The organism is Rhodococcus sp. NPDC058521 (assembly GCF_042719695.1).
Taxonomy (GTDB): Bacteria; Actinomycetota; Actinomycetes; order Mycobacteriales; family Mycobacteriaceae; genus Rhodococcus_F.
Genome location: NZ_JBHXNL010000001.1, coordinates 534,024 through 559,601, shown reverse-complemented (window position 1 = coordinate 559,601; position 25,578 = coordinate 534,024). Strand labels below are relative to the sequence as shown.

General features: G+C 64.7%; 29 protein-coding genes. 13 read left to right on the top strand and 16 right to left on the bottom strand.

Annotated features, from left to right (window positions below; translation table 11 throughout):
* Positions 1–10 precede the first annotated feature (10 nt).
* Together ACFWO3_RS02625 and ACFWO3_RS02620 are read right to left on the bottom strand one after the other, a co-directional pair.
* Complete coding sequence (locus tag ACFWO3_RS02625) at positions 11–955, bottom strand: DUF3152 domain-containing protein (protein ID WP_378573996.1); 945 nt, start codon at positions 953–955, stop codon at positions 11–13.
* 382 nt (positions 956–1,337) lie between these two features.
* A complete protein-coding gene (locus tag ACFWO3_RS02620) occupies positions 1,338–2,159 on the bottom strand; it encodes an SDR family oxidoreductase (RefSeq protein ID WP_378573377.1) in 822 nt (273 codons plus the stop codon).
* A gap of 299 nt (positions 2,160–2,458) precedes the next feature.
* Here ACFWO3_RS02620 and ACFWO3_RS02615 point away from each other — a divergent pair, with 299 nt between their 5' ends.
* Positions 2,459–3,124, top strand: a complete 666-nt coding sequence (locus ACFWO3_RS02615) for a TetR/AcrR family transcriptional regulator (protein WP_378573375.1) — start codon at positions 2,459–2,461, stop codon at positions 3,122–3,124.
* Between the two features lie 71 nt (positions 3,125–3,195).
* On the opposite strand, the gene ACFWO3_RS02610 is transcribed toward ACFWO3_RS02615, so the two are convergent.
* Positions 3,196–3,426: a DUF3107 domain-containing protein gene (locus ACFWO3_RS02610; RefSeq protein WP_378573373.1), complete on the bottom strand. Its 231-nt coding sequence runs from the start codon at positions 3,424–3,426 to the stop codon at positions 3,196–3,198.
* A 135-nt stretch (positions 3,427–3,561) separates the two neighbouring features.
* Positions 3,562–4,242, bottom strand: a complete 681-nt coding sequence (locus ACFWO3_RS02605; RefSeq protein WP_378573993.1) for a ferritin-like fold-containing protein — start codon at positions 4,240–4,242, stop codon at positions 3,562–3,564.
* Between the two features lie 317 nt (positions 4,243–4,559).
* On the opposite strand from ACFWO3_RS02605, the gene ACFWO3_RS02600 reads away from it, so the two are divergent.
* Genes ACFWO3_RS02600 through ACFWO3_RS02590 form a run of 3 tightly spaced genes read left to right on the top strand, consistent with a single transcriptional unit; the run spans position 4,560 to position 7,898 of the window.
* Complete coding sequence (locus ACFWO3_RS02600) at positions 4,560–6,143, top strand: DEAD/DEAH box helicase (protein WP_378573991.1); 1,584 nt, start codon at positions 4,560–4,562, stop codon at positions 6,141–6,143.
* A gap of 9 nt (positions 6,144–6,152) precedes the next feature.
* Positions 6,153–7,370 carry a hypothetical protein gene (locus tag ACFWO3_RS02595; RefSeq protein WP_378573370.1) on the top strand — a complete coding sequence of 406 codons (1,218 nt, stop codon included), beginning with the start codon at positions 6,153–6,155 and terminating at the stop codon, positions 7,368–7,370.
* Positions 7,371–7,409: 39 nt separating this feature from the next.
* Complete coding sequence (locus ACFWO3_RS02590; RefSeq protein WP_378573368.1) at positions 7,410–7,898, top strand: SDR family NAD(P)-dependent oxidoreductase; 489 nt, start codon at positions 7,410–7,412, stop codon at positions 7,896–7,898.
* A gap of 146 nt (positions 7,899–8,044) precedes the next feature.
* Here the strand turns inward: ACFWO3_RS02590 and ACFWO3_RS02585 are convergent, their stop codons facing one another.
* Positions 8,045–8,842, bottom strand: coding sequence for a ParA family protein (locus ACFWO3_RS02585; protein ID WP_378573366.1), 798 nt, complete (start codon positions 8,840–8,842; stop codon positions 8,045–8,047).
* A 144-nt stretch (positions 8,843–8,986) separates the two neighbouring features.
* Here ACFWO3_RS02585 and ACFWO3_RS02580 point away from each other — a divergent pair, with 144 nt between their 5' ends.
* A complete protein-coding gene (locus ACFWO3_RS02580) occupies positions 8,987–9,643 on the top strand; it encodes an acid phosphatase (protein ID WP_378573363.1) in 657 nt (218 codons plus the stop codon).
* Complete coding sequence (locus ACFWO3_RS02575) at positions 9,640–10,170, top strand: GNAT family N-acetyltransferase (RefSeq protein ID WP_378573361.1); 531 nt, start codon at positions 9,640–9,642, stop codon at positions 10,168–10,170. Before ACFWO3_RS02580 ends, ACFWO3_RS02575 begins: the two co-directional genes overlap by 4 nt.
* On the opposite strand, the gene ACFWO3_RS02570 is transcribed toward ACFWO3_RS02575, so the two are convergent.
* On the bottom strand, positions 10,140–10,571 hold the full coding sequence (locus ACFWO3_RS02570; RefSeq protein WP_378573359.1) for a hypothetical protein: 432 nt from the start codon (positions 10,569–10,571) through the stop codon (positions 10,140–10,142). The two genes, ACFWO3_RS02575 and ACFWO3_RS02570, sit on opposite strands and share 31 nt — an antisense overlap.
* A 73-nt stretch (positions 10,572–10,644) precedes the next feature.
* Between ACFWO3_RS02570 and ACFWO3_RS02565 the strand changes: the two genes are divergently transcribed.
* Together ACFWO3_RS02565 and ACFWO3_RS02560 are read left to right on the top strand one after the other, a co-directional pair.
* Positions 10,645–11,601, top strand: coding sequence for a diacylglycerol/lipid kinase family protein (locus tag ACFWO3_RS02565; protein WP_378573357.1), 957 nt, complete (start codon positions 10,645–10,647; stop codon positions 11,599–11,601).
* A gap of 230 nt (positions 11,602–11,831) precedes the next feature.
* Complete coding sequence (locus ACFWO3_RS02560) at positions 11,832–12,086, top strand: WhiB family transcriptional regulator (RefSeq protein WP_378573355.1); 255 nt, start codon at positions 11,832–11,834, stop codon at positions 12,084–12,086.
* A gap of 83 nt (positions 12,087–12,169) precedes the next feature.
* Here the strand turns inward: ACFWO3_RS02560 and ACFWO3_RS02555 are convergent, their stop codons facing one another.
* Both ACFWO3_RS02555 and ACFWO3_RS02550 read right to left on the bottom strand, forming a co-directional pair.
* The gene (locus tag ACFWO3_RS02555; RefSeq protein WP_378573353.1) at positions 12,170–13,690 is read right to left on the bottom strand and encodes a sensor histidine kinase; all 1,521 of its coding nucleotides are present in this window, start codon (positions 13,688–13,690) and stop codon (positions 12,170–12,172) included.
* An 8-nt stretch (positions 13,691–13,698) separates the two neighbouring features.
* The gene (locus ACFWO3_RS02550; RefSeq protein ID WP_378573351.1) at positions 13,699–13,914 is read right to left on the bottom strand and encodes a biotin/lipoyl-binding carrier protein; all 216 of its coding nucleotides are present in this window, start codon (positions 13,912–13,914) and stop codon (positions 13,699–13,701) included.
* Positions 13,915–14,005: 91 nt separating this feature from the next.
* On the opposite strand from ACFWO3_RS02550, the gene ACFWO3_RS02545 reads away from it, so the two are divergent.
* Positions 14,006–14,080, top strand: a complete 75-nt coding sequence (locus ACFWO3_RS02545) for a 50S ribosomal protein bL37 (protein WP_110293457.1) — start codon at positions 14,006–14,008, stop codon at positions 14,078–14,080.
* A gap of 70 nt (positions 14,081–14,150) precedes the next feature.
* Here ACFWO3_RS02545 and rsrA read toward each other — a convergent pair whose 3' ends face one another.
* Together rsrA and ACFWO3_RS02535 are read right to left on the bottom strand one after the other, a co-directional pair.
* Positions 14,151–14,435: a mycothiol system anti-sigma-R factor gene (gene rsrA / locus ACFWO3_RS02540; RefSeq protein ID WP_378573349.1), complete on the bottom strand. Its 285-nt coding sequence runs from the start codon at positions 14,433–14,435 to the stop codon at positions 14,151–14,153.
* Positions 14,432–15,058 carry a sigma-70 family RNA polymerase sigma factor gene (locus ACFWO3_RS02535; RefSeq protein WP_378573988.1) on the bottom strand — a complete coding sequence of 209 codons (627 nt, stop codon included), beginning with the start codon at positions 15,056–15,058 and terminating at the stop codon, positions 14,432–14,434. The genes rsrA and ACFWO3_RS02535 overlap by 4 nt, the downstream gene beginning before the upstream one ends.
* Before the next feature lie 258 nt (positions 15,059–15,316).
* Between ACFWO3_RS02535 and ybaK the strand changes: the two genes are divergently transcribed.
* The gene (gene ybaK / locus ACFWO3_RS02530; protein WP_378573347.1) at positions 15,317–15,811 is read left to right on the top strand and encodes a Cys-tRNA(Pro) deacylase; all 495 of its coding nucleotides are present in this window, start codon (positions 15,317–15,319) and stop codon (positions 15,809–15,811) included.
* 10 nt (positions 15,812–15,821) lie between these two features.
* Here ybaK and ACFWO3_RS02525 read toward each other — a convergent pair whose 3' ends face one another.
* On the bottom strand, positions 15,822–16,580 hold the full coding sequence (locus ACFWO3_RS02525; RefSeq protein WP_378573345.1) for an SOS response-associated peptidase: 759 nt from the start codon (positions 16,578–16,580) through the stop codon (positions 15,822–15,824).
* A gap of 38 nt (positions 16,581–16,618) precedes the next feature.
* Between ACFWO3_RS02525 and aroA the strand changes: the two genes are divergently transcribed.
* Together aroA and rsgA are read left to right on the top strand one after the other, a co-directional pair.
* On the top strand, positions 16,619–17,938 hold the full coding sequence (gene aroA / locus ACFWO3_RS02520) for a 3-phosphoshikimate 1-carboxyvinyltransferase (protein ID WP_378573343.1): 1,320 nt from the start codon (positions 16,619–16,621) through the stop codon (positions 17,936–17,938).
* Positions 17,935–18,924 (top strand): ribosome small subunit-dependent GTPase A, encoded by a 990-nt coding sequence (gene rsgA, locus ACFWO3_RS02515; RefSeq protein WP_378573986.1) that lies wholly within the window; start codon positions 17,935–17,937, stop codon positions 18,922–18,924. Before aroA ends, rsgA begins: the two co-directional genes overlap by 4 nt.
* A 29-nt stretch (positions 18,925–18,953) precedes the next feature.
* Here the strand turns inward: rsgA and ACFWO3_RS02510 are convergent, their stop codons facing one another.
* From ACFWO3_RS02510 to ACFWO3_RS02490, 5 genes are all read right to left on the bottom strand, one after another.
* Complete coding sequence (locus ACFWO3_RS02510; protein ID WP_378573341.1) at positions 18,954–20,192, bottom strand: fatty acid desaturase family protein; 1,239 nt, start codon at positions 20,190–20,192, stop codon at positions 18,954–18,956.
* A gap of 138 nt (positions 20,193–20,330) precedes the next feature.
* Complete coding sequence (locus ACFWO3_RS02505; RefSeq protein WP_378573339.1) at positions 20,331–21,578, bottom strand: fatty acid desaturase family protein; 1,248 nt, start codon at positions 21,576–21,578, stop codon at positions 20,331–20,333.
* A 58-nt stretch (positions 21,579–21,636) separates the two neighbouring features.
* Positions 21,637–22,752 (bottom strand): ferredoxin reductase, encoded by a 1,116-nt coding sequence (locus ACFWO3_RS02500; RefSeq protein WP_378573337.1) that lies wholly within the window; start codon positions 22,750–22,752, stop codon positions 21,637–21,639.
* A gap of 107 nt (positions 22,753–22,859) precedes the next feature.
* Entirely contained in the window at positions 22,860–23,366 is a 507-nt protein-coding gene (locus tag ACFWO3_RS02495) for a DUF6912 family protein (protein ID WP_378573335.1), read from the bottom strand.
* 28 nt (positions 23,367–23,394) lie between these two features.
* Positions 23,395–24,819, bottom strand: a complete 1,425-nt coding sequence (locus ACFWO3_RS02490) for a wax ester/triacylglycerol synthase family O-acyltransferase (protein WP_378573333.1) — start codon at positions 24,817–24,819, stop codon at positions 23,395–23,397.
* 384 nt (positions 24,820–25,203) lie between these two features.
* On the opposite strand from ACFWO3_RS02490, the gene ACFWO3_RS02485 reads away from it, so the two are divergent.
* Entirely contained in the window at positions 25,204–25,560 is a 357-nt protein-coding gene (locus ACFWO3_RS02485) for an Rv3235 family protein (protein WP_378573331.1), read from the top strand.
* Positions 25,561–25,578: the final 18 nt, after the last annotated feature.

The window sequence follows — 25,578 nt, the reverse complement described above, 5'->3', positions numbered from 1 at the left end:
AGCGGCTCCGTCAGCCGCGCGGGAATGGCCACGGGTTGAAGTTGCAGGTGAGTCCGTTCTTCGGCACGACCCCCTCGGGATCGAGCTTGGCGATGTCGTCGTTCGCCGTGCCGAACGTCTGCTGCATCATGACCGGCGCCAGGCCACCGTCGACTTCACACGGCTGGTGATCGCGATACCCGACCGCGTGCCCCACCTCGTGATTGATCTGATACTGGCGGTACGAACCGATGTCGCCTTGGAATGCGATGGCCCCGCGTACCCATCGCGGTTCGTTGAGCAACACCCTGCCGATGCCGGGGTTGTAGCAGGAGACCTCGAGTTCGATGTCGTAGCCGCAGGCGTCCCGAACGGTCATCTGCGAGGTGAGCGACACCCGGAAATCCGGCTCACCCTGATCGACGCGCCGGAAGGCGAAACGCGGGTCGTGCGTCCAACTCTTCGGGTTGGACAGCGTTTGATCGACCATGCGGGCGAACGACTCGTCGCCGCCGAAACCGGAGGTGTCGATCCCGTCCTCGATCTCCACCGAATACGTGAATTCTCGCTCGGTCCCCTGCCCGACCTTGCCGGCGGAACCGGGAACCATGTGCCAGGTGCCCGCACCTTCCGCCGTGAACGGCCCACCGTCGGGGAGTGCACCGGAAGCGATCGACTCCGCGAATTTTCCGTCTGCCTCCGGCGGAACACCGATGACTTCCGACCCCGTCGGCTCACTCGACAAGGTTCCGAACCCGGGTTCGTCGGCGGCAACGGCAGCCTGGTCGGACCCGGTATCGCGGATCGCATCGAACAGCACGAGCACGGTCACGACCAGAAGTACCGGGATGGCGTATGCCCGCCATCCGTACATGGATACGAAACGACCGACCTTGCTCTGCTTCCGGGCCTGCCGCTCGGGTCGAGGGTTCCGGGACCGCACCTCACGTCTCGTCGGATCCCACTGAGCACGCAGTGGTTGATGCGAGCCCCTTCGTTGCCGCTGTTCGAAGTCCCGTTCGCGGAGTCCGGATTCGAGATGGCCGTCGTCGTTCGCGAGACGCGCCGGCCGCCGTTCGTCGCGGTGCGAATGCCAATCTCCGTGATCGTCACTCTGGGGAGTTCGACTACGCACGCGCGGCGGTCCTCCTCGGTCGTTCACCGCCCTAGAATCTCACAGTGTCGGACAGTTTCGTACGAGCCTACCGATCTGCACAGTCTGGACGCACCGCGACTCAACGAGTGGTTAACCGTCGGCTATCACACCTCAAGGCGACAACCTCGCTCATCCGCATCTCCGCTATCAGCCAGTCAACAAGTGCGCTCCGGCGTGCCCCCGACACGGGGCACATTCGCACCTAGTCATCCGACCTTGATTGATATTCCTCGCGGGAAGCGTTGTCGGTACTGGTGACCTGGTTTGGCACCAGTCTACGGAACACGAGGTCACGCACCATTTCCGGAAGGACGTTGACCACTCGAATCACGGGATTGACGTAACGGGGCAACATAACCTCGAAACGCGGGCGCTCGATGACGTCGACCACCGCCTGCGCGACATCGGCAGGTTGGAGCATGGTGGCAGCGCCACTCGAAGTACCCTTGGCCAACTCGGTGTCCACCACTGTCGGCATGACGATCGAAAGTTCGACCGAACTACCGCGCAACTCTTCTTTGAGCGTTTTCAGGTATCCGTATACGCCGTGCTTCGTAGCGGAATACGTTGCTTCACCAGGGGTCGGCAACTTGGACGCGGCCGATGCGACGGTCACAATATGACCCGCGCGACGAGCGCGCATCTTCGGCCCGACGAGCTTCACACCCCGAAGTACGCCATGCAGGTTGATATCGAGTTGCCGTTGGGTCCAGGACTCTGGTTCCTCATCGAACTTCCCGACCCACATGACGCCCGCATTGTTGACAAGCACGTCCAAAGGCCCCCATTTGGCTTCGACTTCCGCCAAGAATGCGTCGTAGGATTCCGTCGATGTGACATCGAGTTCGAACGCCACCACCTCACCGCGGAGTTCGGCAACGGTCTCCGCAGCTTTCGCGGTGTTGAAATCGCCGATTGCCACGAAGGCTCCCCGTTCCGCGAGTTGACGGACGATCTCTTTGCCGATCCCCTGGGCACCCCCCGTCACTGCGATCACACGGCCATTGATAGTTGCGGACTTCACAAGGGCTCCTTTCAGCCATAGCAATGCATCGACGCTGGCCAACGATCGTCGTCAAACGATCGAACGTGCCGAGGTGCTCCTGCGATGCAAAGCACTTACACGGTCGAACGGCCAAGTCGGCCAGCCCCTGTCGACTACCCGACCCTGCAATCTCCAAACAGCGGTTGCTCATTCCGCCGCAACCCTTCCGGGCGCGGAGCGACCGCGACGCACCCACAATCCTTCGCACAGGTATCGTTCAGATGGTCACACCGCACACAATGATGTGACTCGGAATACATGACTGGATAGGACGCACCATGACTGAACTCGCGGATCGGACGAACTCCGATAGCGATGCCACGACGACCACAACTCCTCGTCGAAGCGCTCGCCTGCCGCGGGACGCACGCCGACAGCAACTCCTGGCCGCCGCGAGCGAGGTGTTCGTCAGCCGTGGCTACCACGCGGCCGGCATGGACGAAATCGCCGAATGCGCGGGTGTCAGCAAGCCGGTCCTGTACCAGCACTTTCCCGGCAAGGTCGAGCTCTACGTCGCCGTCCTGCAGAGTTACGTCGACATCCTGATCGCCGGCGTCCGTCAGGCACTGCGGTCGACCACCGACAACAAGCAGCGCGTGCGTGCGGCCGTTCAGGCGTTCTTCGACTTCGTCGACAACGACTCGCAAGGATTTCGGCTGGTCTTCGAATCCGACCTGATGGGTGAGCCTCAGGTCCAGAGCCGAGTCGAGCAAGCGACCGAGGCCTGTGTGGACGCCGTGTTCGACCTCGTCAGCCACGATTCCGGACTCGATCCGTACCGAGCGCGCATTCTCGCGGTCGGTCTCGTCGGCGCCAGCCAGTTCACGGCCCGATACTGGTTGGAAGCTTCCCGACCGATCCCCAAGGAAGAGGCCGTGGACGTCACGGTCACTTTGGCCTGGGGCGGTCTCTCGCACGTGCCACTGCAGTCCGAACAGAACTAGGACCCGAAACGCAGAAGAGAGGCCCTCACAGTCGACGACTGTGAGGGCCTCTCCCTGCGTTCGGCCGTGAGCTACGAGGAGGGCGCGAACCCGACCTTGCGCGGATCGGTCGGGCCGATCTCGACGTAGGCGATCTTTGCGGCCTGCACCAGGAACTTGCGGCCCTTCTCGTCCTTCAGTTCCAGGACCTCGGTCTTGCCGCTCAACGCACCCGAGACCAAGGATTCGACCTCGTCTGCCGTCTGCTCGCTGGCGACGACGAGCTCCCGCGGGCTGTCGATTACGCCGATCTTGACCTCCACGGTCAACCTCCGAACTCTCCGAGAACTATCAGCTGTCCAGGCCAGGCTAATGCAGCACCGGCGAGGGTGCGCCTACCCGGCCTGTGCCGAGAGCGAACACGCCCCGCCGGCCGGCCACGAGTCACGTCGGTGACGTCAGACGAGTCCCAGCACCGCCATTCGTTCGGCGTGCATTTCCTGCATGCGGTCGAAGAGAGCCACGATCCCGTTGAGGTCGCCGGACGCGTTGATCACCAGATCCGTCAGTGCCTCACGCTGAGCGAGTACGAATTGCGCCTGAGTGATCGCTTCGCCGAGGAGCCTGCGGCCCCACAACATGAGACGGTCCTTGTCGCGGGTGCTGGCCTCGACCGCGCGCCTCACCTCGTGGACCACGAACTCGGAGTGACCGGTTTCCGACAGCACTTCCTCCACGGTTGCCGATACCTCCGGCGGTAGGGAATGGCCGATCTCGCGGTAGAAGTCGGCTGCGATTCCGTCGCCGACGTAGGCCTTGACCAGCGCCTCCAACCAGGTCGACGGGGTCGTCGACGCGTGGTAGTCGTCCAACGCACGCACGAACGGGTCCATGGCCTCGTAGATGTGGAAGCCACGCTCGGTGAGAGCCGATTCGAGCATCTCGAAGTGGTTCATCTCCGCGGCGGCCATGCTGGCCAACGCAACTTTGCCTTCGAGGGTGCGCGCCATGTGCGCGTCGTCCGCCAACCGGTAGAACGCCGAGATCTCACCGTAGGCGAGAACGGCGAAAAGCTCTCCCACCCCCGGATGCTCCGGCGAGATCTGCGACGACGACGATTCTGAAATATCGGCTCCCATGAGCGAAGAGCGTAGTGCCGGACCGGTGATGTCTGCCATGCTCGGGTCCCTCGTTCCATGCGTACGGCTACAATGACCGTGGAAGCCGCGTATTTTCGCCCTGCAGATTTCGGGCGGACGCACAATTCGGATCGTAGATCGGTCCGGAGTGGCTATCCGTGACAATGTGCGCGCACCTGATCGACGGTTCCCGACGCTTCGCCGAATTCCTCCGGATTTCCGCGCTGAGGCGGACGCAGGAACCGGCCGGTAGAGGACGTCGACAAGACGTCGACTGGGAAATCGGGCCGACCAGCGGCCCAGCCCTCACCTCGTGCGTGCGTGCAGCTACGAGGAAGGCAAGTCCCCTGAGCAAGATCACTGTCGATCACGAAGACGACGCAACCGAAACCACACTATCCGCCACTCTCGACGAGTCGCACGTGGCACCTACGTTCGCCGAGCTCGGTGTCCGCGACGAAATCGTTCGCGCCCTCGACGAGATCGGAATCGAACGCACCTTCGCAATCCAGGAGCTGACTCTCCCCCTCGCCCTCGCCGGTGACGACCTCATCGGTCAGGCCCGCACGGGCATGGGCAAGACGTTCGGCTTCGGCGTTCCGCTCCTGCACCGCATCTCCACCGGCACCACGGGTACCGCCGCCCTCGACGGCACCCCTCGCGCCCTGGTGATCGTCCCGACCCGCGAGCTCTGTGTGCAGGTCACCCAGGATCTCGAGAATGCGTCGAAGTACCTGAAGGGCGAGAAGGACAAGCTCGAAGTTCTCGCCATCTACGGTGGTCGCCCGTACGAAGCCCAGATCGCCACCCTGCAGAAGGGTGCCGACGTCGTCGTCGGCACACCGGGCCGTCTCCTCGACCTCGCCAAGCAGGGTCACCTGATCCTGGGCAAGGTCGGCGTTCTCGTCCTGGACGAGGCCGACGAGATGCTCGACCTCGGCTTCCTCCCCGATATCGAGCGCATCCTCGGCATGGTCCCTACGAAGCGGCAGACGATGCTCTTCTCGGCCACCATGCCCGGCCCGATCATCACGCTTGCCCGCACCTTCCTCACGCAGCCCACGCACATCCGGGCCGAGGAAGCGGAGTCGTCCGCAGTGCACGAGCGGACCAGCCAGCACATCTACCGTGCGCACGCCCTCGACAAGGCGGAGATGGTCGCACGTGTCCTGCAGGCCGAGGGTCGCGGCGCCACTATGATCTTCACCCGCACCAAGCGGACCGCTCAGAAGGTCGCCGACGACCTCGGTGAGCGCGGCTTCGCTGTCGGGTCGGTCCACGGCGACCTCGGCCAGATCGCCCGCGAGAAGGCGCTCAAGTCGTTCCGTAACGGCAAGATCGACGTGCTGGTCGCCACCGACGTCGCCGCCCGCGGTATCGACATCGACGACGTCACCCACGTCATCAACTACCAGTGCCCCGAGGACGAGAAGACCTATGTGCACCGGATCGGCCGTACCGGCCGTGCGGGTCGCACCGGTACCGCCGTCACCCTCGTGGACTGGGACGACATTCCCAGGTGGCAGCTCATCGACAAGGCGCTCGACCTCAACATCCCGGAGCCCGCCGAGACCTACTCGTCCTCGCCCCACCTGTACGAGGAACTGTCGATCCCGACGGATGCCAAGGGTTCGATCAAGAAGAAGTCCGCACCTGCCTCCGAGAGTGCGGAGAAGACCGGGCGCTCGGAGCGGACCGAGAGGTCCGAACGCCCGGCACGCAGCCGCAACCGTCGTCGTACCCGTGGTGGCAAGCCCGCGTCTGCCACCAACGAGCAGGCCGCATCCCAGACTGCTCCGAGCGATCAGCCTGCCCCCGCATCCGGTGAGGGCACGTCCAAACCGCGTCGTCGGCGTCGGCGCCGTCCCGCCAAGGCGGCCGGCACGGCAGCTTCGGAGTAGCCGAACACCGTGCTCGCACCCGAGCGGCGCACCCGCGTCGATCTGATCGTCGCGGCCGCCATCGTCATCGTGCTGGTCGTGGTCGCCGCGGTTGTGTGGTTCCGAAGCGATGCGCGTGGGACCACCTCCGTCACCAACGAGACGCCTCCCGAGGCCGCCGAGACCGTTCTGACGGTTCCCGAGACGCTCGAACCCGTCTGGGAGGCAACGAGTTCGGCAACAGACACCCCGGTCGTCGCCGCGAAGGCTGTCGTCGTGACCGCCGACGGCGGCACCGTGATCGGTCGCGATCGCACGACGGGTGACGAGGTGTGGCGCTACGAACGGGACATCGATCTGTGCGGGGCGGTGGCCGCTTGGGACGAAGTGGTTGCCGTGTACCGGGACGACCGTGGCTGCTCGCAGGTCACCGCACTCGCGGGCGGCACCGGTGTTCTCGAGGCGCAGCGCAACAGTGATGCGGATCAGGCAGTCGCCGTCTCGAACGGTGGAACCTACGTGGTGTCCCGCGGTGACAGCCGGATGGAGCTGTGGCGCTCCGACCTGGTTCGCACGGTCGAGTACGGCCGCGTCGACGCGCCGATCAACCCCAACAAGCAACCGCGCAGCGGATGTGTACTGCGTGACGCCGCCACGAGCAGTTCACGCACAGCCGTGCTGGAGCGATGCCCCGGAGAACAGGCCGATAGGCTGACGATTCTCAGCCCTGCCCCCGAGGACGGTCAGGAACCCGAGGAGTACGGGTCGTCCGTACTGGCCGACCTCGACGTCGACGCCGGAGGGGCCAGGATCCTCGCGGTCGAAGGCGACACGACGGCCGTCTATCTGCCTGCCGGAGCGACCGCCGGAGACCGCATCGGGGTCTACGGTGGCGACGGCGAGGAGGTGTCGGTGACTCCACTCCCCCGCCCTGTGGGTCCCGAGGTGCTGACGTCGTCGACGCCGGAGGGCCTGACCTGGTGGACCGGCACCGAAGTCATGCGGCTGAATCAGACCGATCTGCATCCCGATTGGGCATTCGTCGGCGCCATCGGCCCGGGCGCAGCCATGGGAAGCAACTTCCTCGTGCCTGTCCCGACAGGAATCGCGGTGCTCGACGGGGCGACCGGCCGACCACTTCGCACGATTCCCGTGGACCGTGGCGATTACGAGGGTCCCGTCACGACATCCGTCGTCGGTGACGTGATTCTCGAACAACGGGGCGACACCGTGGTGGCGCTTCGCTGAAGCACACCCGACCAATATGGAACGTGTTCTACTTTCGGGATGTCGACCCATGCCATAACGGGCGCCGCATCCGGGATCGGTGCTGCAACACGTCAACGCCTCCTCGATGCGGACCACAAGGTGATCGGAGTCGACCTGCACGACGCGGACGTCGTCGGTGACCTGTCCACACCGCAGGGGCGGGCCGAGGCCTCTGCTGCCACAACGGAACTGGCCGACGGCCACCTCGATGGACTGGTGTGCTGCGCTGGACTGGGGCCCCTGTCCGAGCACCCCGGGGGCCTGCTGGCTGCCGTCAACTACTTCGGGACGGTCGATTTCGTGGCAGGCGTCCGTGACGCTCTTGTCACCGCACCCGCCGCATCCGTGGTCGTACTGTCGTCCAGCAGTACCAGCACACAACCGGGAATCCCCGAGGATCTCGTGAGCCTGCCAAACTTGCCCACGCGCACTGGGCACGGCACGAAGCCGTCCGACCGGAATGGATCGGCGCAGGAGTACGCATCAGCGCGATCGCACCCGGGATGATCGACACGCCGATGACGTCAGGCGATCATCTGGACCCGGAACTGGCCAAGGCGCTCGACTTCTATCCCGTCCCCCTCGGGCGGCGGCGGACGACCGGACGAAGTGGCGGCGCTGGCCGGCTCCCTGACACCCGACTCAGGACGAACTCACCCGCCACTTCCGAGCGCAAACGTAGTCAGTTCGGACCCCGCCCAATGCTTGACGAGGTTTTCCGCGAGATCACGGTAGGCCTGGGCTCCCTTGTTCTTGCGACCCGACAGAACCGTCGCACCCGAAGCGGTGGCCTCCGCGAATCGCACGGTGCGCGGGATCGGCGGCGACAGTACGGGTAGGTCGTAGCGGTCCGAGACGTCGGAGAGGACGTCCCTGCTGTGTGTGGTCCGGGCGTCGTACAGCGTCGGCAGGGCGCCGAGCAGCACGAGGTCGGGGTTGGTGATCTGCTGTACCTCGCCGACCGTGCGCAGAAGCTGTCCCACGCCACGGTGCGCCAACGTCTCGCACTGCAACGGAACGAGAACGGACTCGGCGGCAGTGAGACCATTCAATGTCAGCACGCCCAGCGACGGCGGGCAGTCGATGATGATCGTGTCGTAGTCGTCGTGGAGTGGGGCCAGTGCCCGTTTGAGTGCGAACTCCCGGCCGGGCCGCATCAGGAGCATGGCTTCGGCCCCGGCCAGATCGATGGTGGCAGGAAGCAACGCCACGCCGTCGTCGGTGTCCAGAACCACCTTGTCCGCCGTGACGTCACCTGTGAGGACGTCGTGGATCGATACCTCCAACCGATCCGGATTGTGGCCCAGCGAGAACGTCAGGCACCCCTGGGGGTCGAGGTCGACCACAAGCACCCGCTGTCCCAGCGAGACGAGTGCCGCCCCCAAGGATGCGACGGTGGTGGTCTTCGCGACCCCGCCCTTCTGATTCGCAACTGCAAGAATGGTTGTCACGATTCGATCCTCACTCACTTCCCCGCCGACCGCGAGACATTCGTCCGGAACGAAGCAGGTCGTACGGTGCACCGACCCGGGTCGGTGCGACGCACTGTGCCCGGCCGGTGCAACTCGCGGCTTGGTCGCTGCAATGATAGTTCGATGAGCGCCTCCGAAACGTCCGATGCCGAAACGTCCGATGCCGCGGCGGTCTCCGACTCGGAGCGAAACCCGCGGATCGTGCTATTGCGGCACGGCCAGACGGAGTGGTCCGAACTGGGAAAACACACCGGCCGCACCGACATTCCCCTCTCCGAGGTGGGTGAGATGCAGGCTCGGCGTGTCGCATCGCTTGTGGACACGCTGGGCCTACGGGCACCGCTGATCGTGTCGAGCCCCCGACTGCGCGCGCACCGGACCGCCGGACTCGCCGGTCTGCGCGTGAACCGCACCTGGGACGCACTCGCCGAGTGGGACTACGGGAAGTACGAGGGCCGCACCACCCCCGAGATTCGCGAATCCGTTCCCGATTGGACGGTCTGGACCCACCCCTGCCCCGGCGGCGAATCAGCCGAGGACATCCACTCTCGATGTGACCTCGTGTTGTCGGTTGCCCAATCCCAGCTCGCGGAACACGACGTCGTTCTCGTCGGCCACGGCCACTTCTCACGCGCACTGATTTCCCGATGGATCGACCTTCCGGTGTCCGAAGGTCGTAGATTTGCTCTGTCACCGGCAGGGTTGTCGATCCTCGGCTTCGAGCACGGCGCCCGCCAGGTGATCAGCCACAACATTGTCCGCCAGGAGGAACTCGCATGACTCGAGCCGCCCAGATCAGACGTGCCGAGCAGGGCGACGTCGCCGATATCACCGAGCTGATCTACCTCCTCGCCGAGCACCAGCGCGCCAAGGACGAATGCTCGGTCACTCAGGCGCAGATCAGCGACGCACTGTTCGGCGACAGCCCCGCTGCCTTCGCGCACGTCGCCGTGAACGACGACGATGCAGTCGTCGGAATCGCGGTCTGGTTCCTCAACTTCTCGACTTGGGACGGCAGCCACGGGATCTATCTGGAGGATCTCTACGTCCGGCAGTCGGCGCGCGGCGGCGGTCACGGCAAGGCGTTGCTCGCGGCGCTCGCGAAAGAATGTGTCGACAACGGATACACACGGCTGGCGTGGTCGGTCGCCAATTGGAACACCCCGTCCATCGAGTTCTACGAGTCACTCGACGCGAAGCCCCAGAACGAGTGGACCACCTATCGCCTTGCCGGGCAGCCACTGCAGGCGCTCGCCGACGAGAGCGTCCGACCGACTCAGGACTCTTCGGATTCCTCGGGGTCCTGACCGTATTGTGCCTCCATCCACCGCGAGGTCGGCCCACTGAAGAGGCAACCCAACGCACCGATCACCACGAGCGCGAGGAGCACCCCGAACACGGGCTGATGCGAGTCGGTGAGCAGAGCCCATGCGACGGGCAACAGCAGCAATTGGGCGACGATGGCGATCGCGCGCCCCCATCTCCGGCCAAGGAAGAGCGCGATTCCTGCGGCAAGCACTCCCCCACCGAGAATTGCGAACCACGCCGCGGTGCCGTATCCGCTGGCAATCGACTGATCGTGACCCAGCAGACCGCGGATCACCAGAACGGCTGCGACGCCGACCGCGACGGCACCCTCGAGCGCGACGAGTCCACCGGCCCACCGAACGGTCACGGGCGTGGAGTTGCGTACAGGTGGTGTCGACACCCGGCCAGCCTAGAACACCATCGGGAGGCGCCTCGTCCGGCAGGGCGCCCAGAGGCCGCTAGGCTGACGTCCCGTGCGCGCACTGCTGATCGTCAACCCGAACGCAACGTCGACGACGCCCGCCGGGCGGGATCTGCTTGCCCACGCGTTGTCGAGCCGCGTGCGTCTCGAGGTCGCGCACACCACCCACCGCGGCCATGCGGCCGAGCTCGCCCGGCAGGCATGCGACGACGGTATGGGGCTCATCATCGTGCACGGCGGCGACGGCACCGTGAACGAAGTTGTCAACGGGCTGCTCGGCACCCCGCATCCGGACAGCATGCGGGCGGTGCGGGTGGGTCCGATTCCGCCGATAGCCGTGGTTCCGGGCGGCTCCGCGAACGTCTTCGCGCGATCGCTCGGCATCGCCCCGGACCCCGTGGATGCCACCAACCAGCTGATCGATTTGTTGTCGTTCAGACGCAAACGCACCATCGGTCTCGCCCATTGCGACAACCGGTGGTTCACGTTCAACGCCGGTCTGGGCTGGGACGCTCAGGTGTGCGAGGCAGTGGACGCGCACCGGACGGACGGCAAACCGGCCAGCCCCGCACGGTACGTCCGCGCGGCGGTCCGCAGCTTCTTCCGCACCAAAGGCGCCGAGCCCACCCTCAGGGTCGAGATTCTCGGGCACGAGCCCGTCGAGGGAGTGCACTACTGCTTCGTTTCCAACTCCAGCCCCTGGACGTTCTTCGACAAGCGCGAGGTACACACGAATCCCGGCACCTCGTTCGACAGCGGTCTCGGCGTATTCGCCATGCAGACGACGTCGCTCATAGCGACGCTGAGGGTGACTCGCCAGCTTCTGGTCCGTGGCGCGAAGCCGAGCGCGAAGAAATTGTTTCGGGTGGACGACGTGCCCCGAATCCGGGTCACGGCGACAACCCCGATCGGGCTTCAGATGGACGGTGACTACATCGGCCTGAGAAGCGAAGCGGAGTTCGTTTTCGTTCCGAACGCTCTGGATGTGGTGGCGCCGCCGGGGCCGTAGAATCGGTGCTGAATTTGACCTGGTCAGACAACCCCCGAACTCTATACCGGATCAATTGACAAAGGCAAACCTAAGTGAGTGAGTTCGCCCACGGTGCGGTCGATTTCTATTGACATCAGCCCAGTTCGTGAAAGCATTCACAAGCAACAGTGCGGAAACACCAAGTACGCACAGGTGAACTCAGAACCAACGAAATGGTGCGTTTTCGCACCCAGTTAAGGAGCAGAAGGATGGACTGGCGCCACAACGCAATCTGTCGTGACGAAGACCCCGAGTTGTTCTTCCCCGTGGGCAACAGTGGTCCGGCTCTCGCACAGATCGCGGATGCCAAGGTTGTCTGCAACCGCTGCCCGGTGACCGCCGACTGCCTCGCATGGGCACTCGAGTCGGGCCAGGACGCCGGTGTGTGGGGCGGCATGAGCGAAGACGAGCGTCGCGCCCTCAAGCGCCGCAACGCCCGCACGCGCGCACGCACTACCGTCTAGACCAGCGAGAAGTTGACGGCCCGGCACCACATGGTGTCGGGCCTTTTGCATGTCCGACATCTTGAATGTCCGACGTCCCGCACCTACGGCCTTCGGCGTTCACCGAGCTGGCCCCGCCGACCGAGCGGCACCCGCAGCGTCGCATCCGTGCCACCGTTCGGGCCGTTCTCGAGCCGCAGCGACCCGTCGAGTTCCGCGGCCACCAGAGTGCGAACGATCTGCAGACCCAGACGATCCGAAGTCTCGAGGTCGAAACCTTCGGGTAGCCCGTTGCCGTCGTCGTGAACGACGATGTCCAACCATTTCGCGGACCGATCGGCCCGAATCGTGACGTGCCCCGGCTCGCCGGCACCGAAGGCGTGCTCGATCGCGTTCTGAACGAGTTCGGTCATCACCATCACCATCGGAGTCGCGCGTTCCGCGGTGAACACTCCGAGGCTCCCTTCGCGGCCGATCGTCACCGGGGTACCGACTGTCGCGACATCGGAGAGGATCGGCACCAACCGGTCCACCACCTCGTCCAGGTCCACTTCTTCGTCGACGGACATCGACAGGGTGTCGTGCACGAGCGCGATCGATGTCACGCGCCGCACCGACTCGGTGAGCGCTTGCTGCGCCTCCTCGTTCCTGGTTCGCCGCGCCTGCAGCCTCAGAAGTGCGGCGACCGTCTGCAGGTTGTTCTTCACGCGATGGTGGATCTCACGGATGGTCGCGTCCTTGCTCAGGAGGGCCCTGTCACGCCGCTTGACCTCCGTGACGTCGCGGACCACGACCGCCGCCCCGACTCGCACCCCGCCGGGCTTGAGGACCAGAGCCCGCAACAGGACTGTCGCTCCCCTGGCCTCGATCTCCATCCGGCGGCCGGGCTTGTCGTCGATCGTGTCGCGGATGTACCACGCCGCCTCCCGCGATTCGAACGGGTCGGTGACCAGTGCGCGCGTCGTGGCCGCCAGATTCTGACCGATCAGTTCCGAATTGAGCCCCATACGGTGATATGCGGAGAGCGCGTTCGGGCTCGCGAAGACAACGTTGCCGTCGGTGTCGAGACGGATGAAGCCGTCGCCTGCGCGAGGACTCGAATTGGTGTCTGCTCGCGCCTCTCGGATCGGAAACGTGCCGTCGGTGATCATCTGGCACAGGTCGTCGGCGCAGTCCAGGTACGCGACTTCCAGGGGGCTCTGTGCGCGTTCCCTGTTCGCGTTGGTGTCCCGGCTGAGCACGGCGATGACGTCACCTGCCCAACGAACCGGCACTGCCTCCTTGCGCGGCGGCACCCGGGTGTGGTCACCGTCCTCGGTCATTCTGACGATGCGACCTTCGAAGAGTGCGCGGCGAACCTGCGGATGCTCGGACTCCGACACGACGGCACCGACCATGTCTTCCTGAAAAGCCGTCGAAGCAGTGGTGGGCCTGCAGTGCGCCACGCAGATCACCGAGCCCGCGCCCAGGCCGCCGATTCCCGAATCCGTACCGACCCACAGCAGGACGTCGGCGAAGGAGAGGTCGGCCAGGAGCTGCCACTCGCCCACCACTCGCTGAAGGTGGTCCACCGCCGAACCGGGGAGATCGGTGTGTTCGGCGAGCAGATCGCTGAGCGTCGACAAGGTTCAGCTCACGAGATGACGGCGATCAGATCGCCCTGCTTGATGACGTCACCCACCTGAACGTCGACGGATGCGACCGTGCCGGCTTCCTCGGCGATGACGGGAATCTCCATCTTCATGGATTCGAGGATGACGAGGGTGTCGCCTTCCTTCACGCTGTCCCCCGCGCTCACGACCACCTGATAGACCGTCGAGACCATCTCGGCACGCACGTCTTCTGCCATCGTGAATCCTCATTCCCGAATCCGACAAACCCAGTTGCAATCACAGCCAACCACACGTGAAAGACTGGAGCGAAACAGAAGGGAGCCTTTCATGGGTAAGCGTGGTCGCAAGAAGCGCAGTCGCAAGGGAAACGCCGCCAATCACGGCAAGCGTCCCAACAGCTGAGGCGCATACGAAACGGGGCCGGGCAGCAGGTGCTTCCCGGCCCCGTTTGTGTTCCATGCGTCTTGCAGCGCTACTTCTCGTCGGATCCGGTATCCGTGACGACGATGGTTCGTCTGATCTCCATGCTCAACCGCTCACGCAGACCCTGCGGTGCGTGGTCACCACCGCACTTGCGACTCACGAGGCTCTTCACCCGTTCTTCGATGCCGTACGCCTCGAGGCACGAACCGCAATCGTCGAGATGCCTCTGCAACCGAGCACGCGAAGCCTCGTCGCACTCGTTGTCCAGCATCAACCACACATCGGCAATCACTGCCGAGCAATCGAGCCTTTCGAATTCGTCTTGCTCGCTCACCGCGAAACCTCCTGCTCCGGGGCCGACGCGGCGCCACGGTTGAATCCACGTTCACGGGCGACGTCGGCCAGCAACCCACGAAGCTGCTTGCGCCCGCGGTGCAGGCGCGACATGACCGTGCCGATCGGTGTGCCCATGATGTCTGCGATCTCCTTGTACGGAAATCCCTCGACGTCGGCGTAGTACACCGCCATCCGGAATTCCTCGGGCAGGGACTGCAGCGCTTCCTTGATGTCGTCGTCCGGGAGGGCATCGAGTGCCTCCACCTCGGCCGAACGCAAACCCGTCGAGGTGTGCTCCGCCGACGCCGCCAACTGCCAATCGGTGATTTCGTCCGTGGGGTACTGGGTGGGTTGCCGCTGCTTCTTGCGATAGGAGTTGATGTAGGTGTTGGTGAGAATGCGGTAGAGCCACGCTTTGAGGTTCGTGCCGGCCCGGAACGAACGAAATGCCGAGTAGGCCTTCACATACGTTTCCTGAACGAGGTCTTCCGCATCCGAGGGATTGCGGGTCATGCGGAGCGCTGCGCCGTAGAGCTGGTCCAACAGAGGCAGTGCGTCGCGCTCGAAACGCGCGATCAACTCGTCCTGAGTCTCGGTCGCTCGGGTCTGTGGACCGTCCATTTCCTGCACGTTGATCCCTTCGGTCGCCGTGGGCGTCAAGGTTACCGCCAACTGCAAACGCGGCTCACGCGTCATGACCGAGGACCTCACGTTCACCAGCACTCCTTACTGTTGTCTCAGGACCCTGAACCTCGAGAACCCTGAATCTCGAGGACCATGAATCTCGAGAACACCGAATCTCGAGAACACTGGATGGTGCAACGTCACTTCCGGCCGATCTGTTCCCCGTCACCGTTTGCCGAACCGAGGAGTGCACACATGGCAGGCAGCGCCACCCCGGCGACCACAGCTCTCCGGAAGGCCGGGATCGAACACTGCGTGCACGCATACGAGCACGACCCGAACGCCGACTCCTACGGCACCGAGGCCGTCGATGCACTGGGCGCTGATCTGGAGATCACGCCGATGCAGGTGTTCAAGACGCTCGTCGTCGAACTCGACACCGGCGCCCTTGCAGTGGCCGTTCTTCCGGTCCCTCGATCGTTGTCGTTGAAAAGCGCCGCCAGCGCCCTCGGTGCCCGTAAGGCAACCATGGCCGACCCGCGCCGAGTGGAAAGAACCACCGGTTACGTTCTCGGTGGCGTGTCTCCCCTCGGGCAGCGGAAGCGACTGCCCACGGTTCTGGACGAGTCCGCTCGTGCCCTCGATCGCATTCTCTGCAGCGCGGGGCGTCGCGGGCTCGAGATCGAGATGTCTCCTACCGATCTCGCCGACCTGACCGCTGCAACGATCGCGCCGATCACATCCAGCTGAGTCGCGCCGATCACAGCAGGGTGATCTGCTCTCCCACCTGATCCTCCGCAACCGGGTCGATGAGTTCTCGTCCGTCGTTCTTCACCGAGTTGACCTGCGTGGACACTCTCCGCACCTCGATGTCCGCATAGGCGTCCAAGACAGGCTCGAGCAATTCCGGGGCGGCAACGTGCTCGGGATCGAGCCACGCGTCCCACCTGTCTACCGGCAACACCAGAGGCATTCGGTCGTGCACCTCGGTGAGATGGGCAGCCGAATCGACGGTCACCACGCTGCAACTCAGCAGCGGCATCGACTCGTCCGATCCCGCGGTCTCGGGGTCGTGCCACACCGACCACAGCCCGGCCACGAACAACCGAGGACGATTCTGCGGAGTCATGAAGTACGGGGTCTTGACCGCCTTCGGCCCGCGCGGACCGGACTCGGACGTCGTCTGCCACTCGAACCAGCCGTCCATGGGCACCAGACAGCGCTTGTGCTTCGCCGCGGTCCGGAAGGCCGGCTTCTCGGCGAGGGATTCCGCGCGCGCATTGATCAGCACCGGACCCTTGCCCAACTGTTTCGTCCAGGACGGCACAAGACCCCAGCGCATGCTCCGAATGCGCCGCGAACCACGCCGATCCACCACCGTGCACACCCGGTCCGTGGGTGCGACGTTGTACTTGGGCACAGGCCTCGACGTCTCGTCGACATCGGACACCTCGTCCACGGCATCCAACTCCGCGGCCAACGTGGCCGGATTTGCCGTGGTCGCATATCTCCCGCACATAGCACCAGGATGGCACGCACCTGCGACATCCGAACGGCATGAGGGAAGATGGACCCGTGACCGAGACCCTGTGGAACGCCCCCCGCGCACATTCGCCCGTCAATTCGACCGTCGCGCTTCCCGGATCCAAGTCGATCACCAATCGCGCTCTGGTACTCGCTGCGCTCGCCGACGGTCCCTCGACCATCACAGGTACGTTGCGCAGCCGCGACACCGACCTCATGATCGAAGCGCTTCGCGCGGTGGGCGTCGTCGTGACCGGCGAGGGCACCACGGTCGAAGTCGTACCCGCCGAACTCCACGGCGGCACCGTCGATTGCGGTCTGGCCGGCACGGTCATGCGGTTCGCCCCTCCTCTTGCGGCCCTGGCGTCCGGTGACGTCGCCTTCGACGGTGACGAGCAGGCGAGAAAGCGTCCACTCGACACGATCCTCGACGCTCTCCGTGGACTGGGAGCCGACGTCGAGGGCAGCTCCCTGCCCTTCACCGTCCGCGGGCGGGGCGCCCTGCGGGGCGGCGTGGTGACCATCGACGCATCCGGGTCCTCCCAGTTCGTCTCCGGATTGCTCTTGTCCGCAGCGGCATTCGACAACGGAGTCACCGTTCACCACGACGGCAAGGCTGTGCCATCCATGCCGCACATCGACATGACCGTCGAGATGCTGCGCGAGTCGGGCGTCACGGTGAGGACACCGCAGGACGGCGCGGAGGCGAACACGTGGAACGTCGCACCAGGGCCGATTCGCGCAGTGGACCGGGTCATCGAGCCCGACCTCTCGAACGCGACGCCGTTCCTCGCCGCCGCTGCGGTTACCGGGGGGCGCATCCGAATCCCGCATTGGCCCGCCACGACGACTCAACCGGGCGACGCGATCCGCGACATCCTGGAGCGGATGGGTGCCGACGTCGTCCTGTCCGACTCCGTCCTGACCGTCGAGGGTCCACGGACCCTGCGAGGAATCGACATCGATCTCCACGACGTGGGTGAACTGACCCCGACCGTGGCCGCGCTCGCGGCGCTTGCCGACAGCCCCTCCCACCTACGGGGAATCGCACACCTGCGCGGTCACGAGACCGACCGCCTCGCCGCACTGTCCTCGGAGATCGAAGGCCTCGGCGGAACAGCGGTGGAGACGGACGACGGCCTGGTGATCACTCCCACCGAGCTCCACGGCGGTGTGTGGCGGTCCTACGCCGACCACCGCATGGCCACGGCGGGCGCGATCATCGGCCTGAGGGTCGAGGGCGTGCAGGTCGAAGACATCGGAACCACCGCGAAGACGTTGCCCGGGTTCGAGATGCTCTGGATGGATGTGCTGCCCGAACACCCGGCGGTCGAGCGGAAGGCGAACCGCTGAGCCGGCGGCGGTACGACGAGTCCGATGTCCGGGTACGGCCGGGCAAGGGCACTCGCCCCCGTACCAAGACGCGGCCGGAGCACCGGAGCGCGGAGTCGGCGATGGTCGTGTCCGTGGACCGCGGCCGCTGGGGGTGCGTCCTCGGCGGCGACCCGGAAAGGCCGGTCGTCACCATGCGGGCCCGCGAACTGGGCCGCACACCGATCGTCGTCGGTGACAGGGTGGACGTGGTCGGCGACCTGTCCGGCAAGCCGGACACGCTGGCACGAATCGTTCGTGTCGCGGACCGTTCCACGGTTCTCCGACGAACTGCGGACGACACCGACCCCTACGAGCGGATCGTCGTGGCCAATGCCGCACAGCTTCTCATCGTCGTGGCGCTCGCCGATCCCCCACCGCGCACGGGTTTCGTCGAACGTGCACTCGTCGCCGCCTATGTCGGGGGGCTGCGCCCGATTCTGTGCCTGACCAAGAGCGACCTGGCGTCGCCCGAAGAGTTCACGGCGGCGTTCGCAGACCTCGACGTCCCGGTGGTCGTCGCCGGAAGGGAGGACCCGATCGACGACGTCGAGACGATGCTCGCCGGCGAACTCACCGCCCTCATCGGCCACTCCGGAGTGGGCAAGTCGACACTCGTCAACCGCCTTGTGCCGGAAGCAGATCGAGCCGTCGGCCTGGTGTCCGGGGTGGGCAAGGGCCGACACACGTCGACGCAATCGGTCGCCCTTCACCTGCCGCGCGCGGGCTGGGTGATAGACACACCGGGTATTCGCTCGTTCGGACTCGCCCACATTTCCCCGGAGGACGTGGTGGCTGCGTTCTCGGATCTCGCCGAGGCCGTACAGAACTGTCCTCGTGGGTGCACGCATCTGGGCCCGCCGGCCGACCCGGAATGCGCGCTGGACGAGCTGGAAGGCAAGTCTGCCCGCCGTGTCGGCGCCGTCCGCCACCTACTGGAAGCGATCAGCTCGAACGAAACCTGGTGAGTATCGACGGGCGACGCCCACGGCGGGGATCATCGAGCGATCGACGACCGAACACCCCGCCGCCTACGTGACCGGCCGATCGCGGTGCGCAGGCCGCTGCGCTTACCGGTCTCGGGATCGACGAGAGCGGTGGTGTTGCCGCCGAACCTGCGTTCCGAAGCGGTCTCCGGAGCGTCGTCCGCCGTTGCTTTCAGATACTTGTTCGGCAGCGATAGTTTCGCGATGGTGCGCCACGACTTGCCGTACTGAATCAGGAACGGACCTGTCGTGTACGGCAGGTCGTACTTGTCGCACAGCTCACGAACCCTGACTGCGATCTCGGCATACCGATTGCTGGGAAGGTCCGGGAACACGTGGTGCTCGATCTGGTAGCTGAGATTTCCGGACATGAAGTCCATCGCCCTGCTGCCCGTGATGTTCGCGCTTCCGAGCATCTGGCGGAGGTACCACTCGGCCTGCGTTTCCTTGTCGATGTCCGCCTTCGTGAACTTCTCGGCGCCATCCGGGAAATGTCCACAGAAGATGATGGCGTTGGTCCACACGTTGCGAATGACGTTGGCGAGCAGGTTCGCGGTGAGGGTGCTCTTCCAAGCAGGGCCCGTCACGGCGGGGTGAACGACGTAGTCCTTGAGGACCTGCTTACCGATCTTTTCGCCGACCTCGCGCAACTTGCGCTGCGTTTCCGCTTTCGGCACCCGCCCCTTGAGCGCCTTGCCGAGTTCGAGGTGCTGCACCGCAACGCCGTACTGGAACATCAGTGCAAGGAGCGTGTTGTAGACCAGATTGCCTGCATTGAAAGGCTTCCAGCGCTGGTCACGCGTGACGCGCAGGAGTCCGTATCCGACGTCGTCGTCCATGCCGAGAACGTTCGTGTACTTGTGATGAAGGTAGTTGTGGGTCTGCTTCCAGTGCGCCGACGGCCCGGTGTTGTCCCATTCCCAGGAGGTCGAGTGGATCTCGGGGTCGTTCATCCAGTCCCACTGCCCGTGCATCACGTTGTGCCCGAGCTCCATGTTCTCGATGATTTTCGCCATCCCGAGCATGCCGGCTCCGGCCCACCACGCCGGCCGGCGCCGACTCGCGAACAGCACCACGCGTCCGCCCACCTCGAGACTGCGCTGCAGCCGAATCGTGTTCCGGACGTACCGAGCATCGCGCTCCCCACGCGAGGCCTCGACGTCACGTCTGATGGCGTCGAGTTCACGCCCGAGCGCCTCCACGTCCGATTCCGTGAGGTGCGCGTATTCCTTGACATCGGCAATGGCCACCGGGGATCTCCCTCCCGAAGTATCGATAGTTCGCGCCCGTCATCCACACTCGAAGCCGAGGTACGGCGTCCGCGGGCGACACTCACAATATCCCAACTTACGGTTCCGTAGGTTACGGAGGCGTAGGTGTGAACCATCTCACTTTTTGTGGCGTGAAACCCGCTGCTCGGCACGGGCGCGAAGGGCGGACAGAAGCCCACGCCGCTCCCCCGTGACCGGGTCGGTCCGCAGAGTCTCGACCATCGCCGCACCTGCATCCCGGAACTTTCGCTCGGAAGAGGTCTCCGGCGCGTCGTCCGCGGTCGCCCGTAGCCAACTGTCCGGCAGGGCCAACTTGTGGATCGTGCGAAGCGCCAGCAGGTACTGCTTCGCCAGTGAACCTGTCGTGTACGGGAGGTCGTACTTGTGGCACAGTTCGCGCACCCGCACAGCGATCTCCGGATACCGGTTACTGGGCAGGTCCGGAAATACGTGATGCTCGATCTGGTAGCTCAGGTTCCCCGACATAAAGCCGATGACACGACCGGAATCGAAATTCGCGCTACCCAGCATCTGCCGTAGATACCACTCGTGCCGGGTCTCGTTCTCGAACTCCGCCTCGGTGAACTTCTCGGCACCGTCGGGAAAGTGACCACAGAAGATCACGACGTACGCCCACAGGTTTCGCACCAGGTTCGCAGTCGTGTTCGCCGTCAGTGTGCTCTTCCACGCCGGTCCGGTCAGTGCCGGATACAGAACGAAGTCCTTACCGACCTGCCGGAAGATCTTGGCCGCGAACTCCTTGTTGCTGCGCGAATTCAACGTTCCAGGTGGCACGCCTTCGAGCTCGTTGGCGAACTTCAGATCGTGGAGCGCGATCCCCCACTCGAAAGTAGCCGCGAGCAGTATGTTCGCGAGTGGCTGCAACAGATTGACCGGTTTCCACGGTTCGTCACGAGTCATCCGCAAGATACCGAATCCGACGTCGTCGTCCATGCCCACGATGTTCGTGTAGGTGTGGTGCGAATAGTTGTGCGCACGCTTCCAATGATCGGATGGTCCGGTCTGGTCCCACTCCCACGACATCGAGTGGATCTCGGGATCGTTCATCCAGTCCCACTGCCCGTGCATCACGTTGTGCCCGAGCTCCATGTTCTCGATGATCTTCGACAACGACAGCATCGCCGTGCCGACCACCCAGGCCGGCCGGTACTTGCTCCCGAAGAGAACAGCACGACCACCGAGTTCGAGTGCCCGCTGCATGCGGATGGTCCGGCGAATGTAGCGAGAATCCCGTAGACCGCGTGATTCCTCGACCTCGAGCCGGATCGAATCCAGCTCCCTACCCAGCGACTCGATGTCCGCCTCGCTGAGATGAGCGAACTCTTTGATGTCGGTAATTGCCACCGGGATCCTCCGTGTATCCGAAAACTCGAAAATAGCCGATCAAGATGAACGGGGGCTGTCAGGCATCCAGCGTGCAGTCACCGGCCGCAGCCGAAACGCAGGTCTGCACGCGGTCACCTTCGGCGTGCTCCTTACCGTTGCGCAGATCGATGGCGTGACCCGACAGCACGGGAACGACACAGGTTTGGCAGATTCCCATCCGGCAACCGAACGGCATCAGCGCACCGGCTCCCTCGCCTGCCTCCAACAAGGTGGTGGCACCGTCGACGGTCACGGTCTTACCCGACTTCTCGAACGTCACCGTCCCGCCCTTGCCGGACGTGTCCGCACGCGACACCGCGAACCGCTCGAGGTTCAGTTTGTCCGTAATACCTTCGTCCTGCCACCGCCGTTCGATCTCGTCGAGCATCGGAAGTGGACCGCAAGCCCACGTGGTGCGCTCGCGCCAATCGGGGCACAACTCGTCCAGCGAGGACAGCGCGAACTTACCCTGGCTGCGAGTGAGCTGAATGTGCGACCGGAACTCGGGGTGATCGTCCGCCAGCGCCTTCAGTTCGTCACCGAACATCACCTCGGACTCCGTGCGAGCAGAGTGCACGTGCAGCACGTCCGGGCGTCGACCACGCCGGCTCAGAGTTCGCAGCATCGCCATGATCGGGGTGACACCGCTGCCCGCGGTCAGGAAGAGAATGCGTTCCGGAGGCGGGTCGGGAAGCGCGAAGTTCCCACTCGGGGTCGCCAACCGGACGATCGTGCCCGACGGCACACCGTTGACCAGATGCGCGGACAGGAAGCCTTCCGGCATCGCCTTGACCGCGATCGAGATCCTCTTGTCGTCCCAGTTGGGAGGAGAGGTGAGCGAGTAGGACCGCCAGTGCCATCTGCCATCGATGTGCAGACCGATTCCGACGTACTGGCCGGGCGCGTAATCGAAGTCGAAACCCCACCCGGGCTTGATCACGATCGTCGCCGAATCCGAAGTCTCCGAACGGACATCGACGATTCTTCCGCGCAGTTCCCTTGCCGACCACAGTGGGTTCGCCAGATGCAGATAGTCGTCAGGCAACAGAGGCGTGGTCAACCGTGCGGTGGCACCACGCAACCAGTTGAGCTTCGACCGTGTTGCCGGAACGACCGCTGTCGCGGGCGCCTCGATCCAGTCCTTCAGACCCATTCGACCTCCACATACCTCCGACCGCCCACGGGTCCGTAAGCGACGAACTTACGATACCGTAGGTTCCGGCGATGCGGCACCCGCGACCATCGGCCTGCGGGCCGCGATCACATGAGTTCGACGAGGAAAGGAAGTTCCTGCGTCGCGTACCAGGCGAGGACATGGTCCTCCGCGTCACCGAGCACGAACTCCGCGTCCTGGTCCCCCAGATCCGCCTCGTCCACCGCGGCGACCGCGCGCTCGACGTCCGGCTCGGCCTCCGCGAGATCGACATGCACCGACGCCACTCGGGCCAGCTTCACAGGTGCGGGCAATCGGACCACGGCATCGTCGAGATCGGGTCGTGGCGTGACGTCGTCCACGTCTGCGGCAATCACGGCACGGCGGTGAAACACCTCGGCACCCTCCGCGACTCTTCCAGCGATGAGGCGAAGCGAGGCGCGCGCAGCCTCCGCGATCGCGACCTCGGCCAACTCCTCGTCGTCTCCGGACGAGTACGCCTCGCGCAGCGCGGCGGTCACCGCGAACGCCGTACGACTCATCGGGTCCACCTCCTCGTCTGCCACGAGGCGCTGGAGGATCTCGATGGTGGCCGGGATGTACACCCTCGTCATGTGTCCTGTGCCCTTCTTCGCTCCGTCGTCACCGGCAGGCGTCCAGCAACTCTTCGAGAGATTCGTAGAGCAGCGATGCCATGACGTCCACATCTGCCATCGCATCGCGGTCCGCGTTCAAACCGTAGTAGACGTTGCCGTCGTACGACGTGAGCGCAATACTCAAAGCCTGATTCTTCAGCAGCGGCGACACCGGGTACATCTCCAGCATCCGCGCACCCGCCACATACAGCGGCACCTGCGGACCGGGTGCATTGGTGATCATGAGATTGAACATGCGCTGTGAGAAACTGCTCGCCGCACGTGCGCTCATGGCATGCAGGGTGGCGGGGGCGAACCCCGACAAACGCACGAGTGTCTGGGCAGTGACCCGCTGGGTCTGGCGCGCCTGCGCCTCGGTCGCGTGCGCGACGTGCGATAGTCGCACAGCCGCGTTGCCCTCCCCGACCGGCAAGTCGATCAGGAACGACCAGACCATGCTGCGCGGATCGGACCAGTCGCCGCGCTGGACACCCAGATCGGGATCGCAGTCCGGCTCCGCATACACGGACATCGGAACCATTGCACGGACGGTCGTCGACTCGGACACCGGTTCACCGCGCGAGAGCAACCAGTACCGCAACGCCCCTGACACGACCGCGAGGATCACGTCGTTGACCTCGCACCCGTACTTCGCGCGAATCTCGCGGTAATCTGCGAGATCGGTCCTGACGACGGAGAATCGGCGGTTCCGCGAGATCGGAGCATTCAGCGGATTCGACGGGGCCACCTGCGTGGCCGAACGTACCGCCGCAGCGAATCGGCCGACGGCGCGGACGCTGTCTTCTGCCGTGGAAACCATGTCACCCAACGTCGTTCGCAGGCTCGCGACCCCGTCCCGAGGACTGACCACCAGGTCGCCGAGCGCACCGGCGATGAGAGTCGATCGACTCGGCTCCGGGCTGGGCATCCACAGTTCTTCCGGCACCGCACGGCCCGCCGGCTCGGTATCGAGGATCACCTGGCCGATCTCGAGCGCCTCTTCCCCATCCACCAGCGAAGAGTGCGATTTGGTGAAGATCGCGACCCTGTCGTCGGCCAGCCCCTCGATCAGATACATCTCCCACAGCGGACGCGAGTTGTCGAGTGGGCGGGAAGTGAGCCTGGCGATCAAGTCGTGCAGTTGCGCGTCCGAACCCGGCTTCGGCAGAGCGGATCTCCGAACGTGGTACTCGATGTCGAATTCCTGGTCGTCGACCCACACCGGCCGGGCCAGCCCGAAAGCGACCTCGCGCACCTTCTGCCGATAGCGCGGCACCAGACTCAAACGAGACTCGACCACCCCGAGAAGCGTCTCGTAGTCCAGACCGTCACGCGGTTGCGAGAAGATCGCGAGAGATCCGACATGCATCGGAGTACTGCTTGCTTCCAGGTAATAGAACGACGCGTCCTGCGTCGTGAGTCTCGTCGCCATGGGCGGTGCTTCCCCCTCACTGCCGGACGGCTGTCGATAAGTGATGTTCACCCTAGGGTGCGATTGTCCGATCTGCGACGCGACATTCGAATCCGTGCAAACATGTTCCCCGAATGTTGCCACAGGCAACAGGGAGATCGTTCACAACATCCGGGGGGATTCGTCATGACCGACGCATACGTATTTCTGTCCAGTGCACCGAGTTGCGAACCGCCGCCGAGCGCAGCCCGCACACGAGTAGCCGCCGCGCACCGCCGCCCGGGGCCGACCCCGACGGACCGCGGTCGCACGGCGACGACACGAGCCGCTGTTCCGGGTTCGCCGAGACGGTCACCCGCTCGCCGGTCCTCGCACGCGGGGTCCTCACCACGCCACCGTTCTCCGGTGCCTGTTTCGCCGGAATCTCGGGACGACGGACGGCAATTCGCGCATCACGCGATCCGGCTCGCGCTCGAGGTACTCGACCGGCGACGCAGTCCCAGCCAACTACGTCCGATGATCTCCGACCGCATGATCGAGGTCGTGCGGGCTCGATCCTGCAGTCCGCGATCGACCGGCTCGGCAGGCGCAGCCACCCTGCAGAGACTCCGGGTCCAGTTGCAGAGCAACGACATTGCCGAAATCTTCGGCACCTATTCGCGCGGCGACCGGGTGTTCGCCTATGCCGCCCGAATGGAACGAACCACCGTCCACGCGGGACCAGATCCCGCGTGGACGATCACTCAACTTCAGCTGGTCTGACCGGGGCGTCCGAAGACC

Bases quoted from the DNA above. Each gene is read 5' to 3' on its own strand.
- ACFWO3_RS02615 (WP_378573375.1), top strand. From the start codon at position 2,459: ATGACTGAACTCGCGGATCGGACGAACTCCGATAGCGATGCCACGACG.
- ACFWO3_RS02525 (WP_378573345.1), bottom strand. From the start codon at position 16,580: ATGTGCGGGAGATATGCGACCACGGCAAATCCGGCCACGTTGGCCGCG.
- ACFWO3_RS02490 (WP_378573333.1), bottom strand. From the start codon at position 24,819: ATGGCGACGAGACTCACGACGCAGGACGCGTCGTTCTATTACCTGGAA.
- ACFWO3_RS02535 (WP_378573988.1), bottom strand. From the start codon at position 15,058: ATGGACGGTCCACAGACCCGAGCGACCGAGACTCAGGACGAGTTGATC.
- ACFWO3_RS02560 (WP_378573355.1), top strand. From the start codon at position 11,832: ATGGACTGGCGCCACAACGCAATCTGTCGTGACGAAGACCCCGAGTTG.
- ACFWO3_RS02495 (WP_378573335.1), bottom strand. From the start codon at position 23,366: ATGACGAGGGTGTACATCCCGGCCACCATCGAGATCCTCCAGCGCCTC.
- aroA (WP_378573343.1), top strand. From the start codon at position 16,619: ATGAGGGAAGATGGACCCGTGACCGAGACCCTGTGGAACGCCCCCCGC.
- ybaK (WP_378573347.1), top strand. From the start codon at position 15,317: ATGGCAGGCAGCGCCACCCCGGCGACCACAGCTCTCCGGAAGGCCGGG.
- ACFWO3_RS02580 (WP_378573363.1), top strand. From the start codon at position 8,987: ATGAGCGCCTCCGAAACGTCCGATGCCGAAACGTCCGATGCCGCGGCG.
- ACFWO3_RS02575 (WP_378573361.1), top strand. From the start codon at position 9,640: ATGACTCGAGCCGCCCAGATCAGACGTGCCGAGCAGGGCGACGTCGCC.
- ACFWO3_RS02500 (WP_378573337.1), bottom strand. From the start codon at position 22,752: ATGGGTCTGAAGGACTGGATCGAGGCGCCCGCGACAGCGGTCGTTCCG.
- ACFWO3_RS02605 (WP_378573993.1), bottom strand. From the start codon at position 4,242: ATGGGAGCCGATATTTCAGAATCGTCGTCGTCGCAGATCTCGCCGGAG.
- ACFWO3_RS02590 (WP_378573368.1), top strand. From the start codon at position 7,410: ATGTCGACCCATGCCATAACGGGCGCCGCATCCGGGATCGGTGCTGCA.
- ACFWO3_RS02550 (WP_378573351.1), bottom strand. From the start codon at position 13,914: ATGGCAGAAGACGTGCGTGCCGAGATGGTCTCGACGGTCTATCAGGTG.